Below are 18597 nucleotides of genomic sequence, written 5' to 3' on the forward strand. Positions count from 1 at the left end.
GTACGCCACCCTCTACGGCCTGTCGAAGGCGCGCGCGGCGTCGATGAAGGAGGGCGCGATCATCATGCACCCCGGCCCGATGCTGCGCGGCATGGAGATCAACCACGCCGTCGCCGACTACGACAACTCCGCCGTTCTGCAGCAGGTGAACAACGGTGTCCACCTGCGCATGGCCGTCCTGTTCACCCTGCTCGCCACCGATGGCACGTCCGGAATCTAGGAGTTCCCATGACCAACGCTGATTTCCCCGCCACCGGTCCTCTGGCCCCCGTCGAGGCCGGCACTCTGAAGCTTGTCGACGTCCGCCTGTACGGCGAGGGCGACCCCGTCACCGTCCTCATCGAGGACGGAGTCATCGTCTCCCTGGACGCGGACCGTGACGCGGAGGCCGACCGCACCGTCGACGGCCGGGGTCATGTCCTGCTGCCGGGCCTGGTGGACATCCACGTCCACCTGCGTGAGCCGGGCCGCGAGGACACCGAGACCATCATCACCGGTTCCCAGGCAGCCGCCAAGGGCGGCTTCACCGCCGTGTTCACCATGGCCAACACGATGCCCGTCATGGACCAGCCGGTCATCGCCGAGTCCGTGTGGCTCAAGGGCCAGCACGCCGCGATCTGCGACGTGCACCCGATCGGCTCCATCACCAAGGACCTGGGCGGCAAGGAGCTCACCGAGTTCGGCATGATGGCCAACTCCCAGGCCCGCGTGCGCATGTTCTCCGACGACGGCAAGTGCGTCGACGACCCGCAGATCATGCGCCGGGCCCTCGAGTACGCCAGGGGCCAGGACGTCCTCCTCGCCCAGCACGCCGAGGATCCGCGCCTGACCCAGGGCTCCGTCGCGCACGAGGGCGAGACCGCCGCGAAGCTGGGCCTGCGGGGCTGGCCGCGTGCCGCCGAGGAGTCCATCGTCGCCCGCGACGCACTGCTCGCCCGCGACTACGGCAACCGCGTCCACGTGTGCCACGCCTCCACCACCGGCTCCGTCGAGCTGGTCAAGTGGGCCAAGGCGCAGGGCATCCCGATGACCGCCGAGGTCACCCCGCACCACCTGCTGCTCACCGACGAGAAGCTGCACACCTACGACGGCCAGTACCGCGTCAACCCGCCGCTGCGCGAGGAGCACGACACCCTGGCCCTGCGGGACGCGCTTCTCGACGGCACCATCGACTGCGTCGCCACCGACCACGCCCCGCACGGCTCGGAGGAGAAGTGCGTGGAGTTCGAGTACGCCAAGCCGGGCATGCTCGGCCTGGAGACCTCCCTGGCGATCGTCGCGGAGCTCTTCGTGGCCACCGGCCGCGCCGACTGGCGCTGGGTGGCCAAGGTGATGAGCGAGCGTCCCGCCGAGATCGTCCGCCTGCCGGGTCACGGCCGCCCCATCGAGGTCGGCGAGCCCGCCAACCTCACGATCGTGGATCCGGGCAGCACCTGGACCGCCCGTGGCGCAGACATGGCCTCCAAGGCCGAGAACACCCCCTACGAGGGCATGGAATTCTCCGCGAAGGTCACCACCACGGTGCTCCGTGGACGCCTGACCTGCGTCGACGGCGTCGCTGCCGAGCCGCGCGAGGAGAAGTAACCAGACATGAATCACACCGACAACACCGTCCACACTGCGAAAGGTGACGCCTTGACGTCCTCCACCCACACCCGCATCCCGGCCGTGCTCGTGCTCGCCGACGGCCGCACCTTCCGCGGCTACAGCTTCGGCGCCGCCGGCAAGGCCCTCGGCGAGGCCGTGTTCACCACCGCCATGACCGGCTACCAGGAGACCCTCACGGACCCCTCCTTCCACCGTCAGATCGTGGTGGCCACCGTCCCGCAGATCGGCAACACCGGCTGGAACGACGAGGACAACGAGTCCCGCGACGGCCGCATCTGGGCCGCCGGCCTGGTCATCCGTGACCTCGCGCACCGTGTCTCCAACTGGCGTGCGCAGCGCAGCCTGCCGGAGGAGATGACGGAGCAGGGCCTGGTGGGCATCCGCGGCATCGACACGCGTGCGGTGGTCCGTCACCTGCGTGACCACGGCACCCAGCCGGCGGGCATCTTCACCGGCGAGAACGCCGACCGCCCGGTCGAGGTCCTCATCGCCGAGGTCAAGGCGCAGCCGACCATGGACGGCGCCGACCTGACCACCGAGGTCTCCACCAACGAGGTCTACGAGGTCCCCGCCGAGGGCGAGGCGAAGTACACCGTCGTCGCCTACGACCTGGGCCTGAAGTCGACGACCCCGGCGCAGTTCGCCGCGCGCGGCATCCGCACCGTCGTTGTCCCGGCGTCCACCCCGTTCGCCGACCTGGCGCAGTACTCCCCGGACGGCGTCTTCCTGTCCAACGGCCCGGGCGACCCGGCCACCGCTGACGCGATGGTCGCCACCACCCGCGAGATCATCGAGGCCGGTCTGCCGCTGTTCGGCATCTGCCTCGGCAACCAGATCCTGGGCCGTGCCCTCGGCCTGGAGACCTACAAGCTGAAGTTCGGCCACCGCGGCATCAACGTGCCGGTCAAGGACCTCGCCACCGGCAGGATCGACATCACCTCCCAGAACCACGGCTTCGCCCTCCGTGCGCCGGAGGGGGAGACCTTCGAGACCGATTTCGGTCCGGCCCGCGTCACCCACGTGTGCCTCAACGACGACACCGTCGAGGGCGTCGCACTCGTCGACGGCCGCGCCTTCTCCGTCCAGTTCCACCCGGAGTCCGCCGCCGGCCCCCGCGACGCGAACCCGCTGTTCGACCAGTTCATCGAGCTGATGGACGGTTCCACCGGCCACGCAGGCGTCGAGAAGTAAAGAAACCAGGAGTTTAAGGAAAACAATGCCCAAGCGCACAGACATCAAGCACGTCCTGGTCATCGGCTCCGGCCCGATCGTCATCGGTCAGGCCTGTGAGTTCGACTACTCCGGCACCCAGGCCTGCCGCGTCCTCAAGGAGGAGGGCCTGCGGGTCACCCTCATCAACTCGAACCCGGCGACCATCATGACCGACCCGGAGTTCGCCGACCACACCTACGTCGAGCCGATCGAGCCCGAGTACATCGAGAAGATCTTCGAGAAGGAGATCGAGCAGGGCCACCCGATCGACGCCGTCCTGGCCACCCTCGGCGGCCAGACCGCCCTCAACGCCGCCATCCAGCTGGACCGCCGCGGCAGCCTGAAGAAGTACAACGTCGAGCTCATCGGCGCCGACATCCCCGCCATCCAGCGCGGCGAGGACCGTCAGATGTTCAAGGACATCGTCGCGTCCGTCGGCGGCGAGTCCGCCCGCTCCCGCGTCTGCCACAACATGGAGGAGGTCCACGAGACCGTCGCCGAGCTGGGCCTGCCGGTCGTCGTCCGCCCGTCCTTCACCATGGGTGGCCTGGGCTCCGGCCTGGCGTACAACGAGGAGGACCTCGAGCGCATCGCCGGTGGCGGCCTGGCCGCCTCCCCGGAGGCCAACGTCCTCATCGAGGAGTCCATCCTCGGCTGGAAGGAGTTCGAGCTCGAGCTCGTCCGTGACTCCAAGGACAACGTCATCGCCGTCGCCTCCATCGAGAACGTCGACGCCATGGGCGTGCACACCGGTGACTCGGTGACCGTCGCCCCGTCCCTGACCCTCACCGACCGTGAGTACCAGGAGCTGCGCGACCTGGGTATCGCGATCATCCGTGAGGTCGGCGTCGACACCGGCGGCTGCAACATCCAGTTCGCCATCAACCCGGCCGACGGCCGCTGCATCACCATCGAGATGAACCCGCGCGTGTCGCGTTCCTCCGCGCTGGCGTCGAAGGCCACCGGCTTCCCGATCGCCAAGATCGCCGCCAAGCTGGCCATCGGCTACACCCTCGACGAGATCACCAACGACATCACCGGCGTCACCCCGGCCGCCTTCGAGCCGTCCCTGGACTACGTGATCGTCAAGGCCCCGCGCTTCGCCTTCGAGAAGTTCCCGGGCGCCGAGGACACCCTCACCACCACCATGAAGTCCGTCGGTGAGGCCATGGGCATCGGCCGCAACTACATCGCCGGCCTCAACAAGGTCATGCGTTCCCTGGAGCAGAAGCAGCACGGCTTCTGGACCACCGACGACGAGTCCTTCGCCGGCGACCGCGCCACCGACCTCGACGCGGTCCTCGAGGACCTCAAGCGCCCGACCGACGGCCGCCTCTACGACATCGACCTGGCCCTGCGCCTGGGCGCCACCGTCGAGCAGGTCCACGAGGCCTCCTCCGTCGACCCGTGGTTCCTCGCCGAGATGAAGGCCCTGGTGGACTTCCGCCAGGAGCTTCTCGACGCCCCCGTCCTCGACGCCGACCTCCTCCGCGAGGCCAAGTACCTGGGACTGTCCGACGCCCAGATCGCCGCCCTGCGCCCGGAGTTCGCCGGTGAGGACGGCGTCCGCCGCCTGCGCTGGTCCCTGGGCATCCGCCCGGTGTACAAGACCGTCGACACCTGCGCCGGCGAGTTCGAGGCGCAGACCCCGTACCACTACTCGGCCTACGAGCTGGACCCCTCCGCCGAGTCGGAGGTCACCGCGCAGACCGAGAAGGAGAAGGTCATCATCCTGGGCTCCGGCCCGAACCGCATCGGCCAGGGCATCGAGTTCGACTACTCCTGTGTCCACGCCGCCCTCGAGCTGTCCCGCATCGGCTACGAGACCGTCATGGTCAACTGCAACCCGGAGACCGTGTCCACCGACTACGACACCGCCGACCGTCTCTACTTCGAGCCGCTGACCTTCGAGGACGTCCTGGAGATCTACCACGCGGAGTCCCAGTCCGGCACCGTCGCCGGCGTCGTCGTCCAGCTGGGCGGCCAGACCCCGCTCGGCCTGGCCCAGCGCCTGGCCGACGCCGGTGTCCCCGTCGTGGGCACCACCCCGGAGGCCATCGACCTGGCCGAGGACCGCGGCGAGTTCGGTGAGGTCCTGCGCAAGGCGGCCCTCCCGGCCCCGGCCTTCGGCACCGCCACCTCCTTCGAGGAGGCCCGCGAGGTCGCCGACACCATCGGCTACCCGGTGCTCGTCCGCCCGTCCTACGTCCTGGGTGGCCGCGGCATGGAGATCGTCTACGACGAGGAGTCCCTAGCCGACTACATCGAGCGCGCCACCGAGCTGTCCCCGGATCACCCGGTCCTGGTCGACCGCTTCCTCGACTCCGCCATCGAGATCGACGTCGACGCCCTGTGCGACGGCGAGGAGGTCTACCTGGCCGGCGTCATGGAGCACATCGAGGAGGCCGGCATCCACTCCGGTGACTCCGCCTGTGCCCTCCCGCCGATGACCCTGGGCCCGGAGGACATCGAGAAGGTCCGCGAGTCGACCCGCGCGCTGGCGCACGGCATCGGCGTCAAGGGCCTGATGAACGTCCAGTTCGCCCTCAAGGACGACATCCTCTACGTCATCGAGGCCAACCCGCGTGCCTCCCGTACGGTGCCGTTCGTGTCCAAGGCCACCGGTGTCCACCTGGCCAAGGCCGCCTCCCGCATCATGATGGGCGCCACCCTGGCCGAGCTGCGCGAGGAGGGCATGATCCCCACCGACTACGACGGTGGCTCCCTCCCGCTGGACCACCCGATCGCGGTGAAGGAGGCCGTGCTGCCCTTCAACCGCTTCCGCACGGAGGACGGCTCCATGCTGGACACCCTGCTCAGCCCGGAGATGAAGTCCACCGGTGAGGTCATGGGCCTGGCCGACAACTTCGGCGCGGCCTTCGCCAAGGCCGAGGCCGCCGCGTTCGGCGAGCTGCCCACCGAGGGCCGCATCTTCGTGTCCGTGGCCAACCGGGACAAGCGCACGCTGATCTTCCCGATCCAGCGTCTCGCCTCCCTCGGCTTCACCCTCCTGGCCACCGCCGGCACCGCCTCCATGCTGCGCCGCAACGGCATCGAGTGTGAGACCGTGCTCAAGGCCTCCGACATCCGCGGCGGCGCCGAGGGCCAGTCCATCGTGGACCTCATCCTCGCGGGTGAGATCGACCTCATCCTCAACACCCCGGCCGGTTCCGCCGGCGCCCGCCACGACGGCTACGACATCCGTGGCGCCGCCGTCAGCGCCGGCGTCCCGCTGGTGACCACCGTCCAGGGCATCACCGCCGCCGTCCAGGGCATCGAGGCACTGCGTGCCGACGACCTCAGCGTCCTCGCCCTGCAGGAGCTCGAGCACTGATGACCTTCGGTTCCCGGCTTCTCGACGCCGCCGCCACCCGCGGCCGCCTGTGCGTCGGCATCGACCCGCACGCCTCCCTCCTGGAGGCGTGGGGTCTGGAGGACTCGGTCGTGGGTCTGGCTGAGTTCAGCCGCCGCTGCGTGGAGGCCTTCGCCGACACCGCGGCACTGGTCAAGCCCCAGGTGGCGTTCTACGAGCGCTACGGCTCCGCCGGCTTCAAGGTCCTGGAGGCCACGCTGGCGGCGCTGCGCGAGGCCGGCTGCCTCACGGTCGCCGACGCCAAGCGCGGCGACATCGGCTCCACCATGGCCGGCTACGCCGACGCGTGGCTGGGGGAGAACTCCCCGCTGCGTGCCGACGCCGTCACCGTCTCCCCCTACCTCGGGGTCGGGGCCCTCGCCCCGGTCCTCGACCTGGCGGAGGCCACCGGCGGGGGAGTGTTCGTCCTGGCCGCGACCTCCAACCCGGAGGCCGTGGTCCTGCAGAACCATGCAGGTCAGGACGGTCGCACCATCGCCCAGCAGGTCGTCGACGAGTGTGCGGCGCGCAACGCCGCCCACGAGGGTCCCGGCAACATCGGTGTCGTCGTCGGCGCCACCCTCAGCCAGGCACCCGACCTGTCCGCGCTCAACGGCCCGGTGCTCATGCCGGGCGTCGGCGCGCAGGGTGGTTCGGCGGAGGATGTGGAGCGGATCGCGCGGGGCGTCGAGAAGCTCGCTTTCCCGAACATCTCCCGCGCCGTCCTCGGCGCCGGTCCCCGGATCGGGGACCTGCGCGACGCGGTGGTCGCGGCCGCCGCAGAATTCCCAGGTCGCTGAATATTGGGACGACCGGGTGGCGACCTGGTACTTTAGAAATCGCGATCCGCTGATGTGCCTGAACGGGCATGTCAGAGGGGTGGCGTCGGGGCCGGTGCTAAACTGGTCCGGAGTCAGCGTCTGTGGTGTGACCACAGTCCGCTGAGATCTGGTACGCGAGTACCCGGACAACTTGAACTATCAGCCCATTTGAATCGGAGGAAACCCCGTGGCCCTTCCCCAGTTGACTGACGAGCAGCGCAAGGCAGCCCTCGCAAAGGCCGCTGAGGCCCGCAAGGCACGCGCTGAGCTCAAGGAGCAGCTCAAGCGTGGAGAGACGAACCTCAAGGAGGTTCTCGACAAGGCTCAGGAGAACGAGATCATCGGCAAGACCAAGGTCTCCGCTCTGCTCGAGGCCCTCCCGAAGGTGGGCAAGGTCAAGGCCAAGGAGATCATGGAGCAGCTCGAGATCGCCCAGACCCGCCGCCTCCGTGGCCTCGGTGACCGTCAGCGTCGCGCCCTGCTGGAGCGCTTCGGCTTCTCCGAGGACTAGGCTATGCCCGGCGAGAACCCCGCGGGTCGGCTGGTCGTCCTGGCCGGTCCATCCGCGGTGGGTAAGTCCACTGTGGTTCATCGCCTGCGCAGCGACGTCGACCGCCTGTACTTCAGCGTGTCGATGACCACCCGCGCTCCGCGTCCCGGCGAGGTCGACGGCGTCGACTACTTCTTCGTCTCCCCGGACCAGTTCCAGGAGAACATCGACAACGGCATGATGCTCGAGTGGGCTGACATCCACGGCGGCATCCAGCGCTCCGGCACTCCCGCAGCCCCCGTCCGGGAGGCACTCGCACAGGATCGCCCCGTGCTCGTGGAGGTTGACCTGGAGGGCGCCCGCAACGTCAAGAAGATGATGCCCGAGGCACAATCCATCTTCCTCGCCCCGCCGTCATGGGAGGTGCTCGTCGAGCGTCTCACCGGCCGCGGAACGGAACCCGAGGACGTCATCGCACGTCGCCTGGAGACCGCCCGCGAGGAACTGGCCAGCCAGGACGAGTTCGACCACGTCGTGGTCAATGAAGAGCTGGATGAGGCTGTCCAGGCCATCAGTGATATTCTGCTCGGTAGGCTTTAACTCTCAACCCAGAAAAAGGTGTACGTGACCAACGTGAACAACGACACGTCCAACTCCGCCATCTCTACAGCCGTCTACGACGAGCCGGAGGGCATCACCGCCCCGCCGATCGATGAGCTGCTGGACAAGGTGTCGTCCAAGTACGCGCTGGTGATCTTCGCTGCCAAGCGTGCACGCCAGATCAACAGCTACTACCAGCAGCATGATGAAGGCGTCTTCGAGTTCGTCGGTCCTCTGGTGACCCCGGAGCCCGGCGAGAAGCCGCTGTCCATCGCCCTGCGCGAGATCGAAGCGGGCCTGCTGGACCACGAGGAAGGCGCCTAGGCGTCCCTCTCTTCCACACCCCCTCAGCCACCCGTGGCGGAGGGGGTGTTGTCGTCTCTGGCGGAGAGTCTGCGGAGCGGGTGGCGGTTGGTCCGGGGTGGCCCGCCGTCGGGCGGGAGGAAGACCACCCCGCCGGGCCGGCGTTCGAAGCGTCCGTTCCTGGGTGGTTCGTCAGGGTCGTCGTCGTTGCGGGTGTTGTGTTTGCGGCACAGCATGGTCAGGTTGGCGATGTTGGTCTCCCCGCCCTTCTTCCAGGCCCTGAGGTGGTGGACCTCGCACTGGTCGGCCGGGGTGGTGCACTCCGGTCCTTCGCACAGCAGGGACTCCACCGCCAGCAGCATGCGTTGCTTCGGGGAGGCGGTGCGTTCCGAACGGTAGGCGTTGACCGGTCCTTCGACCGGGTGGTAGAGGCTGGCGATGTGATGGGCGGCGGTGACCTCGGCGAGCAGTTGGGCCCCGGTCATGGTGGTGCCGTCGGTCAGTGCGAAGATCGTCTCGTCGCCTTCGTGGCGCAGGACCCGGGCCCAGTCGGGGACAGGGACGACGACGTGCGGGATCGGGGGCACGGGGCCGGGGTGTCCACCGCCGGTGGAGGCCATGAGCGCATCGAACATGGCCTGTTCGTAGCTGAGCTGAGGGGTGTCGCGGCGTAACCGGCGGGCGTGGGTGCGAACCTGGCTGGGGTACGCCTCGATGTGGCGTTCCGGTCCGGTGACGGTGAAGGTGCGCAGTCCCAGGGGGGTCGGTGTTCTTGCCGCCTTTGAGGGCGCGGTGGCCCCAGGCCTTCTGTTCGGCGTTGTCCACCTGGCGGTTGAGTTCGCGGACCCGGGCGGCGGCGGCGCGGTCGATCTCCGGGACGGTGCCGCGCAGGCTGCACAGCTCCACCCGCAGTTCCCAGGGGGTGACGGGGGCTTCCCTGAGGAGTTTGCGGGTGTGTTTCTCGATGGTCATCAGTGCGTCCAGGGACAGTTCGGCGGCGGCGTCCCGGGCGGTTTCCTGGAGTGCCTTGAAGCGGGTGGGACCGTAGTAGGTGGCGGACATCGCGGCCCAGGCGGGGGCGTCGCGGTAGCCGAGCCGGGTGAGCTCATCGACGGTCACGGTGCCGGCGGACAGGCCCTGGAGGACCGGCATGGCGCGCAGGGCCCGGAGCAGCTCGATGGTGTGCATGGCCCGGACGATAGATCGGGGGCGAGGAGGCGTCGACAAGTGTGGTGGCGGGGTTGTGGATGAACCCCGTCCATCCACAGGCACAGGCGCACGCGGGAGTCGCCCGCTTGACTAGAGTCAGATTCATGACTCAGAAGCAGCCACGTCGTATCGTTGTCGGAGTGTCCGGGGGAATCGCCGCCTACAAGGCCTGTCACCTGGTGCGGGACCTCAAGGAGGCGGGGGACGATGTCCGCGTGGTGCCGACCCCGAGCGCCCTCAACTTCGTCGGCGCGGCGACCTTCGAGGCGCTGAGCGGGCATCCCGTGTCGACGACCGTCTTCGACGCGGTGGACGAGGTGCAGCATGTGCGGGTCGGCCAGGAGGCGGATGCGGTGGTCATCGCCCCGGCGACGGCGGACGTCATGGCGCGGCTGGTGGCAGGTCGGGCCGATGACCTGCTCACCGCGACGGTGCTCGTGGCGCTGTGCCCGGTCATCGTCGTCCCGGCGATGCACACGGAGATGTGGTGGAACGCCGCCACGCAGGCCAACGTGAGGACCCTGCGGGAGCGGGGCGTCATCGTCCTTGAGCCGGCTCACGGCCGTCTCACGGGCAAGGACACCGGTCCGGGGCGCCTGCCGGAGCCGGATCAGATCGCCGAGCTGGTCCGCGCGGTTCTCGACGGGGCGGACCTCACGCCGGACTGGACGGGGCGGAAGGTACTTATCACGTCCGGCGGCACGCAGGAGAATCTGGATCCGGTGCGCTTCCTGGGCAACCGTTCCTCGGGGAGGCAGGGTTTCGCGCTGGCGGAGATCGCCGCCCACCGGGGCGCTGAGGTGACCATCGTCGCCGGTGCCACCGATGATCTGCCGACGCCGTCGGGGGCGCGCGTCGAGAAGGTGACCAGTGCGCGGGAGATGGCGGAGGTCGTCGGGAAGCTGGCCCCGGAGCAGGACGTCATCATCATGGCGGCGGCTGTCGCGGACTTCCGTCCCGTCAGCCAGGCGGGGGCGAAGATGAAGAAGGGCAGCGACGATGCGGCCCTCATGAACGTGGAGCTGGTGGAGAATCCGGACATCCTCGCCACGACGGTGCAGCAGCGCCGCGACGGTCTCGTCCCCGCGGAGACCACCATCGTCGGCTTCGCCGCGGAGACCGGTGATGAACAGACCAGTGCGCTCGAGTTCGCGCAGGCCAAGCTCGTCCGCAAGGGCTGTGACCTGCTCATGGCCAATGAGGTGGGGGAGGGCAAGGTCTTCGGGCAGGCCCGGAACAGCGGGTGGCTGCTCACCACCGACGGTACCGTCACCGAGGTTCCGGACGGTTCCAAGCATGTGGTGGCGGCGGCGATCCTCAACGCCGTCGATGAGCTGCGTAATTGACGCTTTTAGACCGCTTGGTCTATATTGAGCGGGACGCTCAGTCGTATCATCTATTTCACCCTTGCAAAGGACCCGCCCGTGTCAGAGAACCCCGCCACCACCACGGTGGCCTTCGACAAGCCCGCCACGATCCGCCTGTTCACCAGCGAGTCCGTGACCGAGGGCCATCCGGACAAGATCTGCGACGCCATCTCGGACACCATCCTCGACGCCATGCTCGAGCAGGATCCGACCGCGCGCGTGGCCGTCGAGACGCTCGTGACCACCGGCCAGGTCCACGTCGTCGGTGAGGTCCGCACCACCGGCTACGTCGAGATCCCGCAGCTCGTGCGCAGGACTCTCGTGGAGATCGGCTTCATCTCCTCCGAGGTGGGCTTTGACGGCACCACCTGCGGCGTCAACATCGCCATCGGTGAGCAGTCCCAGGAGATCGCCGACGGCGTGGACTCCTCCCACGAGGAGCGCTCGGGCGCCGAGATCGACGAGGACGACCGGGCCGGCGCCGGCGACCAGGGCCTCATGTTCGGCTACGCCAGCAACGAGACCGCGGAGTACATGCCGCTGCCCATCGCCCTGGCGCACCGCCTCGCCCGCCGCCTCACCCAGGTGCGCAAGGAGGGCATTGTCCCGCACCTGCGTCCGGACGGCAAGACCCAGGTCACCTTCGCCTACGACGAGCAGGACCGCCCGGTCCGCCTCGACACGGTGGTCATCTCCACGCAGCACGACCCGGAGGTCACCCAGGAGTGGCTCCACGACCAGCTGCGTGAGCACGTCCTCGACTGGGTCGTCGCCGACGCCGGGCTGACCGGCATGGTCGACGAGGAGCTGACCCTCCTGGTCAACCCCTCCGGTTCCTTCATCCTCGGTGGCCCGATGGGTGACGCCGGCCTGACCGGCCGCAAGATCATCGTCGACACCTACGGCGGCATGGCCCGCCACGGTGGCGGCGCCTTCTCCGGCAAGGACCCGTCCAAGGTGGACCGCTCCGCCGCGTACGCCATGCGCTGGGTGGCCAAGAACATCGTCGCCGCCGGCCTGGCCGAGCGCGTCGAGGTGCAGGTGGCCTACGCCATCGGCCGCGCGAAGCCGGTCGGCCTCTACGTGGAGTCCTTCGGCACCGCCGCCGAGGGGCTCAGTGACGCGGACATCCAGGGGGCCGTCGAGAAGGTCTTTGACCTGCGGCCCGCCGCGATCATCCGTGAGCTCGACCTGCTGCGTCCCATCTACGCGCAGACCTCCGCCTACGGTCACTTCGGCCGGCTCGACCTGGATCTGCCGTGGGAGCGCCTCAACCGGGTGGACGAGCTCAAGGCGGCTCTGGGCCGCTAGAGTATTCGGCATGGCCTCCCCCCGCGTCCCCGCAGAACACCTGCCGGTGGCGCGGGTTCTTCCTCTCCTGGGCCTGGCGCACCTCGACCGGCCCTTCGACTACCAGGTGCCGTCGACGCTTGACGACGACGCCCGGCCCGGCGTCCGCGTCCGCATCCGCTTCGCCGGGCGGCTGGTCGACGCCGTCCTCCTGGAACGCCGCGCCCACTCCGAGCACGAGGGTCGGCTCAGCTGGATCGAGCGGGTGATCTCCCCGAACGTCGTGTACCCGCCGCGTACCGCCCGGCTCATTGACGCCCTGGCCGACCGCTACGCCGGCAACCGTTCCGATCTCATCCGGGCGGCGCTGCCCACCCGGCACGCGCGTGCGGAGGAGGCGGACGTGTCGACCCCCTGGGAGGACCTGGGGGAGGTCTCCGAACCGGATCTCTCGGCGTGGGCGTCCTACGAGTTCGGGATGTCCTTCGTCGATGCGGTGCTGGCCGGGCAGACGGCGCGGGCCGCCTGGCAGGTCGCCCCCGGGGACTCCTGGGCGGAGGCGCTGGCGGCGCTGGCCGTCAAGGTGGTCCTCGACGGGGGCGGGGCGCTGGTGGTGGTGCCGGACCAGCGGGACGTCGTCACGCTGGAGGCCGCCCTGCGGGAACTGGTGGGGGCGAAGCAGATCACCGTGCTCACCGCGGCGCAGGGGCCGCAGGCCCGCTACCGGCGGTTTCTCTCGGTGCTGGCGGGGCAGGGGCGGCTGGTCATCGGCACCCGGTCGGCGGCCTTCGCCCCGGTCCACGACCTGCGGCTGGCCGTCGTCCTCCACGACGGCGACGACAACCTCGTCGACCCCCGCGCCCCCTACGTCCACGCCCGTGAGGTGCTGACCACCCGCAGCGCCCAGGAGGGCTGCTCCCTCATCCTCGCCGGCCACACGCGCTCCGCGGAGACGCAGCTGCTCGTGGAGTCCGGCTGGGTGCACGACCTGGTCGCCTCCCGCGACACGGTGCGCCGCCGCGCCCCGCTCATCCGCGCCACCGCGGACTCCGACTTCGAGCTGGAGCGGGACCCGCTGGCTGCCTCCGCCCGCCTGCCGAAACGGGCCTTCGAGGCCCTGCGGGGTGCCCTCGACCGCGGTGAACCCGCCCTGGTCCAGGTGCCGCGCAAGGGCTATGTACCCACCCTGGCCTGCGGTTCCTGCCGCACACCCGCCCGCTGCCGCCGCTGCAACGGGCCGCTGGGTCCGCCCGTCGGCGGGGGAGAACACGGCAGCGTGCCCACCTGCCGCTGGTGCGGCGCCCCCGACGCCCGGCACCGCTGCGGCGACTGCGGCTCCCCCCGCCTGCGCGCCGTCGTCCTGGGGGCGGACCGTACCGCCGAGGAACTGGGGCGGGCCTTCCCCTCGGTGCGGGTGGTCACCTCCGGTGGCAACCGCGTCGTGGAGGCGGTGCCGGCGGAGAAGTCCCTGGTCGTGGCCACCCCGGGCGCCGAACCGCGGGTCACCGACGGGGCTTACGGGGCCGCGGTCCTGCTCGACACCTGGTCCCTCCTCGGCCGGCAGGATCTGCGCGCCACCGAGGACGCCCTGGCGAAGTGGGTCGGGGCGGCCACCCTCGTCGCCCCCGCCTACCGGAGCGGGGAGGTGGTGGTCGTCGCCGATGCGGGCCTGCCGGTGGTGCAGTCCCTCATCCGCTGGGACATGGTCGGGGCGGCGGCCCGGGAGCTGGCGCAGCGTCGCGACGTCGGCTTCCCCCCGGCCGTCCACATGGTCGCCGTCGACGGGGCGAACGCCGCCCTGGACACCTTCCTCGAACTGGTCACCCTGCCCCCTGAGGTGGAGGTCCTCGGGCCGGTCGACCTGCCGCCCGGTGTCACCCTGCCGGGGGAGTACGACGAACGCCGTTACGGCCCACCGCAGCGTCTGCTCCTGCGCGCCCCCCTCGGGCCGCGGGCGGCGCTGGGCCGCGCACTGCGGGCGGCGGTGGTGGCGAAGGCCGGCCGCAAGGAGGACCTGCCGCTGCGCATCCAGGTGGATCCGCTGCACATCGGCTAGGACAGCCGGTGGCCGCCGAATTCGACCGCCGCGACCCGGGACGTAGACTGTCACCCATGACAATCCGTGAGATCCGCCTGTTCGGCGATCCCGTCCTGACCACCCGGTCCGACGAGGTCACCGAGTTCGATGACAGCCTGCGCACCCTCGTCGAGGACATGCTCGAGACCATGGACGAGGCCGGGGGTGTCGGCCTGGCCGCCAACCAGATCGGCCTGACCCGCCGGATCTTCGTCTACGACTGCAGCCACATCGAGGACGGTCTGCGCGGCCACATCATCAACCCGGTGTGGGAGGCCGTGGGGGAGGAGACCCAGCTCGGCCAGGAGGGCTGCCTGTCCATCCCGGACATCTCCGCCGACACCGAACGCCACCAGACGGTCCGGGTCTCCGGGCAGGACGTCGACGGCAAGCCGATCGCCATGGTCGCCTCCGGGCTCATGGCGCGCTGCATCCAGCACGAGACGGACCACCTCGACGGGGTGCTCTTCCTCAGGCGGCTCACGCCGGAGCTCCGCAAGGACGCGATGGCGAAGATCCGCACCTCCGAGTGGTTCAACAAGTAGTAAAGGAAACTTATGCGCCTGATCTTCGCCGGCACCCCCGAACCCGCGGTCGTCGCCCTCGAGCGACTGCTCACGACCGATCATGAGGTCGTCGCGGTACTCACCCGCCCCGATGCCCGCCGGGGCCGGGGCCGCACCCTGCACCCCTCACCCGTGAGCGCGCTCGCCCAGGAGCACGGCATCGAGGTCCTCACCCCGACGACCCTCAAGGCGGGGACAGAGGACGGGGACGCCATCCGCGCCCGACTCGCCGAGCTCGCGCCCGACGCCATCCCGGTCGTCGCCTACGGCAACCTCGTGCCGGCGGATCTGCTGGACCTGCCGACCCACGGCTGGGTCAACCTCCACTTCTCCCTGCTCCCGGCGTGGCGGGGGGCCGCCCCGGTGCAGGCCGCGATCCGCGCGGGCGACGACATCACCGGTGCCGCCACCTTCCGCATCGAGGAGGGCCTGGACACCGGTCCGGTCCTGGGCACCGTCACCGAGGAGATCCGCGGAACCGACACCGCCGATGACCTGCTCACCCGCCTCGCCTACTCGGGCGCGGACCTGCTCGCCGCCACCATGGACGGCCTCGAGGCCGGCGCCCTGGTCGCCGAGCCGCAGGTCGGCGAGGCGACCTACGCCCCCAAGATCACCACCGGGGATGCGCGCGTCGACTGGTCGCAGCCCGACTTCGCCGTCGACAGGCACATCCGCGCCCACACCCCCGGGCCCGGCGCGTGGACGATGCTTCTCGACGACCGCGTGAAGATCGGCCCCGTCACCCTCGGCGCCGACGTCGAGGGACTGGCCCCCGGCGAGGTCCACGTGGACAAGAACACCGTCAGTGTCGGCACCGGCACCGGTGCGGTGACCCTCGGAACGGCGCAGCCCCCCGGCAAGAAGATGATGAACGCCGCCGACTGGGCCCGCGGCAACGCGGCCCTGCAGTCCGGCGAGAAGGTGAGTTTCCAGTGAGTGGTGGATTCCGGTCCCGCGCCCGTTCCTCCGGACAGGAGCCGAAGAAGCAGACCCCCAGGCAGGCGCCCCGCAAGCCGCAGCAGAGCCGCCGTCGGCCGGAGAGGCGGAACACGGCGGGCGTCGATAAGCCGCGTCTGCTGGCCTATGACGTGCTCACCCGCGTCCGGGAGGACGACGCCTACGCCAACCTGATCCTGCCGCGCATGCTGCGGGAGCGGCGGATCGTGGAGCGCGACGCCGCGTTCACCACGGAGATCACCTACGGCACGCTGCGCACCATGGGCGTGCTCGACGCGGTCATCGCGGAGTGCTCCTCCCGCGGGCTCGACCAGATCGCGCCGGAGGTGCTGGACGCGCTGCGGCTGGGCACCTACCAGCTGCTGTACACGCGGGTGGAGCCGCACGCGGCGGTCGACACCACCGTCCGTCTGGTGGAGGCCGCCGGCCATGAGAAGGCCAAGGGTTTCGCCAACGGCATCATGCGGACGATCTCGCGGACGAAGCCGGAGAAGTGGATCGAGAAGCTCACCCCGCCGGGTGAGATCGCGGCCGCGGCCTTCCGCAACGCGCACCCCGAGTGGATCGCGCAGTCCTTCTCCCGGGTCCTCGGCCTCGGCGACCTGGAGGCGGCGCTCGGTGCGGACTCGCAGCGCCCGACCGTCCACCTCGTCGCCCGGCCGGGTGAGATCAGCGCCGAGGAACTGGCGCTCATGACCGGCGGCGAGGAGGGCGAGTACTCCCCGTACGCCGTCCACCTCGGCTCCGGCGACCCCGGTGACCTCGACCCGGTCCGCGAGGGACTGGCCGCCGTCCAGGACGAGGGCTCGCAGCTCATCGCCCGCGCCGTCGTCGAGGCCCCCATCGAGGGCGAGGACACCGGCCGCTGGCTCGACCTGTGCGCCGGCCCCGGCGGCAAGGCCGCACTCATGGGCGCGCTCGCGCGTATCGACGCCGCCCACGTCGACGCCGTCGAGGTCTCCCCGCACCGCGCCAAGCTGGTCGAACAGACCACCCGCGGACTGCCCGTGAAGGTCCACGTCGCCGACGGCCGCGACCCGGGCCTCGAGCCCGGCTACGACCGCGTCCTCGTCGACGCCCCCTGCTCCGGCCTCGGTGCCCTGCGTCGTCGCCCGGAGGCCCGCTGGCGCAAGTCCGAGTCCGACATCGACGGCCTGGCGCCGCTCCAGTACGAGCTGCTCGCCTCCGCCCTTGACCTGGTACGTCCGGGGGGCGTCGTCGTCTACTCGACGTGCTCCCCTGATCTGCGGGAGACCCGCGCGATCGTCGACAGGGCGGTTGCCGAGCTCGGGGCCGTGGAACTCGACGCCCACGGTCTCGTGCCGGGCATGGAGGACGTCGGATCGCACAAGAGCGTGCAGATGTGGCCCCACCGCCACGGCACCGACGCCATGTTCTTCGCGGTGCTGCGCAAGGGGTCCTGATCAGCTGCGCCCCGGGGCGGTGCTGCCGTCGTAGATGAACTCGCTGCCGTCGGCACGTCGGATGTGCACGTCCGTGCCCAGGGGTGCGCCGGCGGAGTAGCGGTCCTCGAGCTGGTTGATCTCCCGGGTGAAACGGCCGATGACCTCGGAGCGTTCCTCCTTGGTACCGGTCTCCAGCCCGGCGATCCGCAGGGCCCCCATCTGGTCGGCGAGCAGGTAGAGGAACGCCTGGTTGTAGTCCTCGTCCGCATGCAGGGGGTTATCGCGGTACATCCTGATCAGCTCTTCCGTGCGGTCCATGAGGTCCCAGTAGAAGCCGTCCTGCTTCAGGGGGAGGGTCTCCGGCCGCGGCGGCGAGGATGGCGACGGGGACGGTGTCGGCGTGGGGGTGTACGTCGTCGGCGTGACCGTGGGTGTCACGGGGTCGGGTCTGCGGAACTGGTCCGGGGCGGACCTCTCGAAGCCCAGCAGTGCGAGCTGCACAGCGGCGAGACCACCGATGACGGCCACCGCCGCCAGGATCATGCGGGGACGCAGAGCACTCATGCCGGGAGCCTGCTACTGCCCGGTGAAGTGGGGCGGGCGCTTCTCGGCGCGGGCGGCCCGGGACTCCTGCACGTCCGCCGAGTGCCAGGCTGCGGCGGCGGCCTCCCCGCGCTCGGTCTCGTCGTAGGGGGCGTGGGAGGTGTGGGCGAACTCGTACTTCAGGTGCCGCAGGGTGAGCGGGGCCTTGGAGGCGAGCAGCTGCGCCAGCTCGAGGGCGTCGTCGAAGCCACCGGCCCTGACGGCGTAGCCGGAGCGGACGGCGTCCTCGGCGGACAGGGCCGCGCCGGTGAAGAGCATGGTGCGGGCGATCGCCCCGCCGACCAGGTGCTCCAGGGTGCGGATGGTCACCTCGTCGAGGGCGATGGCGACGTCGACGATGGGCACCCGGAACAGGGCCGAGTCACTGACCACGCGGAGGTCGCACGCCATGGACAGCTGGGTGCCGGCGCCGATGGCGGGGCCGTTGATCCAGCCGACCACCGGGATCGGCAGGGTCTGGATCGTGCCGAGCATCCGCAGCAGACGCGGGTAGAAGCCACCCGCGTAGACGTCACCGGACAGGTCCGCGCCGGCCGAGAACACTGTGCCGTCGCCGTGGAGGAGCACCACCCGCGCGCCGTCCTCCACGGCCGCCAGCATGGCCTCCTCGATGGCGTCGCACATCGGGATGTTGAGGCTGTTGCGCTTCGCGTGGTTGTTGAGCCTGATCTCCCGGATCTTCCCGTCGGCGTGGTCGGCGGTGACGACGAGCGGCTGTGCGGCAGTCGCGCCA

At 70.1% G+C, this 18597-nt stretch carries 16 protein-coding genes and 1 pseudogene; 14 read left to right on the top strand and 3 right to left on the bottom strand.

Annotated elements, in window-relative coordinates:
* The 8 genes and pseudogenes from GXZ33_RS07265 to rpoZ all read left to right on the top strand — a co-directional run.
* Positions 1 to 220, top strand: a pseudogene (locus GXZ33_RS07265) (aspartate carbamoyltransferase); the annotation flags it as partial.
* An 8-nt stretch (positions 221 to 228) separates the two neighbouring features.
* Positions 229 to 1584 (top strand): dihydroorotase, encoded by a 1356-nt coding sequence (locus tag GXZ33_RS07270; RefSeq protein WP_291340175.1) that lies wholly within the window; start codon positions 229 to 231, stop codon positions 1582 to 1584.
* A gap of 6 nt (positions 1585 to 1590) precedes the next feature.
* A complete protein-coding gene (gene carA / locus GXZ33_RS07275) occupies positions 1591 to 2799 on the top strand; it encodes a glutamine-hydrolyzing carbamoyl-phosphate synthase small subunit (protein ID WP_291340176.1) in 1209 nt (402 codons plus the stop codon).
* Between the two features lie 25 nt (positions 2800 to 2824).
* Positions 2825 to 6154, top strand: coding sequence for a carbamoyl-phosphate synthase large subunit (gene carB / locus GXZ33_RS07280; protein ID WP_291340177.1), 3330 nt, complete (start codon positions 2825 to 2827; stop codon positions 6152 to 6154).
* On the top strand, positions 6154 to 6972 hold the full coding sequence (pyrF, locus tag GXZ33_RS07285; protein WP_291340178.1) for an orotidine-5'-phosphate decarboxylase: 819 nt from the start codon (positions 6154 to 6156) through the stop codon (positions 6970 to 6972). The genes carB and pyrF overlap by 1 nt, the downstream gene beginning before the upstream one ends.
* Before the next feature lie 208 nt (positions 6973 to 7180).
* On the top strand, positions 7181 to 7504 hold the full coding sequence (mihF, locus tag GXZ33_RS07290; RefSeq protein ID WP_291340179.1) for an integration host factor, actinobacterial type: 324 nt from the start codon (positions 7181 to 7183) through the stop codon (positions 7502 to 7504).
* A gap of 3 nt (positions 7505 to 7507) precedes the next feature.
* On the top strand, positions 7508 to 8083 hold the full coding sequence (gene gmk, locus GXZ33_RS07295) for a guanylate kinase (RefSeq protein ID WP_291340180.1): 576 nt from the start codon (positions 7508 to 7510) through the stop codon (positions 8081 to 8083).
* Between the two features lie 24 nt (positions 8084 to 8107).
* On the top strand, positions 8108 to 8407 hold the full coding sequence (rpoZ, locus tag GXZ33_RS07300) for a DNA-directed RNA polymerase subunit omega (protein ID WP_291340181.1): 300 nt from the start codon (positions 8108 to 8110) through the stop codon (positions 8405 to 8407).
* A gap of 23 nt (positions 8408 to 8430) precedes the next feature.
* Here the strand turns inward: rpoZ and GXZ33_RS07305 are convergent, their stop codons facing one another.
* Positions 8431 to 9021, bottom strand: coding sequence for an HNH endonuclease signature motif containing protein (locus tag GXZ33_RS07305; RefSeq protein WP_291340182.1), 591 nt, complete (start codon positions 9019 to 9021; stop codon positions 8431 to 8433).
* 678 nt (positions 9022 to 9699) lie between these two features.
* Between GXZ33_RS07305 and coaBC the strand changes: the two genes are divergently transcribed.
* From coaBC to GXZ33_RS07335, 6 genes are all read left to right on the top strand, one after another.
* Positions 9700 to 10941, top strand: coding sequence for a bifunctional phosphopantothenoylcysteine decarboxylase/phosphopantothenate--cysteine ligase CoaBC (gene coaBC / locus GXZ33_RS07310; protein ID WP_291340183.1), 1242 nt, complete (start codon positions 9700 to 9702; stop codon positions 10939 to 10941).
* 78 nt (positions 10942 to 11019) lie between these two features.
* On the top strand, positions 11020 to 12273 hold the full coding sequence (gene metK, locus GXZ33_RS07315) for a methionine adenosyltransferase (RefSeq protein ID WP_291340184.1): 1254 nt from the start codon (positions 11020 to 11022) through the stop codon (positions 12271 to 12273).
* 10 nt (positions 12274 to 12283) lie between these two features.
* Positions 12284 to 14308: a primosomal protein N' gene (locus GXZ33_RS07320; RefSeq protein WP_291340185.1), complete on the top strand. Its 2025-nt coding sequence runs from the start codon at positions 12284 to 12286 to the stop codon at positions 14306 to 14308.
* A 56-nt stretch (positions 14309 to 14364) separates the two neighbouring features.
* Positions 14365 to 14874: a peptide deformylase gene (gene def, locus GXZ33_RS07325; protein ID WP_291340186.1), complete on the top strand. Its 510-nt coding sequence runs from the start codon at positions 14365 to 14367 to the stop codon at positions 14872 to 14874.
* Positions 14875 to 14886: 12 nt separating this feature from the next.
* The gene (fmt, locus tag GXZ33_RS07330; protein WP_291340187.1) at positions 14887 to 15834 is read left to right on the top strand and encodes a methionyl-tRNA formyltransferase; all 948 of its coding nucleotides are present in this window, start codon (positions 14887 to 14889) and stop codon (positions 15832 to 15834) included.
* Positions 15831 to 17279, top strand: coding sequence for a transcription antitermination factor NusB (locus GXZ33_RS07335; RefSeq protein WP_291340188.1), 1449 nt, complete (start codon positions 15831 to 15833; stop codon positions 17277 to 17279). Before fmt ends, GXZ33_RS07335 begins: the two co-directional genes overlap by 4 nt.
* On the opposite strand, the gene GXZ33_RS07340 is transcribed toward GXZ33_RS07335, so the two are convergent.
* The gene (locus GXZ33_RS07340; protein WP_291340189.1) at positions 17280 to 17825 is read right to left on the bottom strand and encodes a hypothetical protein; all 546 of its coding nucleotides are present in this window, start codon (positions 17823 to 17825) and stop codon (positions 17280 to 17282) included. It lies immediately after the preceding gene.
* A 12-nt stretch (positions 17826 to 17837) separates the two neighbouring features.
* A partial coding sequence (locus GXZ33_RS07345) for an enoyl-CoA hydratase (RefSeq protein WP_291340190.1) occupies positions 17838 to 18597 on the bottom strand: 760 nt, incomplete at its 5' end.

This window comes from Corynebacterium sp. (assembly GCF_012838985.1).
Taxonomy (GTDB): Bacteria; Actinomycetota; Actinomycetes; order Mycobacteriales; family Mycobacteriaceae; genus Corynebacterium.

Coding starts and splice junctions, on each gene's coding strand:
- carB (WP_291340177.1), top strand. CDS start 2,825: ATGCCCAAGCGCACAGACATCAAGCACGTCCTGGTCATCGGCTCCGGC.
- GXZ33_RS07320 (WP_291340185.1), top strand. CDS start 12,284: ATGGCCTCCCCCCGCGTCCCCGCAGAACACCTGCCGGTGGCGCGGGTT.
- GXZ33_RS07340 (WP_291340189.1), bottom strand. CDS start 17,825: ATGAGTGCTCTGCGTCCCCGCATGATCCTGGCGGCGGTGGCCGTCATC.
- coaBC (WP_291340183.1), top strand. CDS start 9,700: ATGACTCAGAAGCAGCCACGTCGTATCGTTGTCGGAGTGTCCGGGGGA.
- GXZ33_RS07270 (WP_291340175.1), top strand. CDS start 229: ATGACCAACGCTGATTTCCCCGCCACCGGTCCTCTGGCCCCCGTCGAG.
- carA (WP_291340176.1), top strand. CDS start 1,591: ATGAATCACACCGACAACACCGTCCACACTGCGAAAGGTGACGCCTTG.
- pyrF (WP_291340178.1), top strand. CDS start 6,154: ATGACCTTCGGTTCCCGGCTTCTCGACGCCGCCGCCACCCGCGGCCGC.
- gmk (WP_291340180.1), top strand. CDS start 7,508: ATGCCCGGCGAGAACCCCGCGGGTCGGCTGGTCGTCCTGGCCGGTCCA.
- GXZ33_RS07305 (WP_291340182.1), bottom strand. CDS start 9,021: ATGTTCGATGCGCTCATGGCCTCCACCGGCGGTGGACACCCCGGCCCC.
- def (WP_291340186.1), top strand. CDS start 14,365: ATGACAATCCGTGAGATCCGCCTGTTCGGCGATCCCGTCCTGACCACC.
- fmt (WP_291340187.1), top strand. CDS start 14,887: ATGCGCCTGATCTTCGCCGGCACCCCCGAACCCGCGGTCGTCGCCCTC.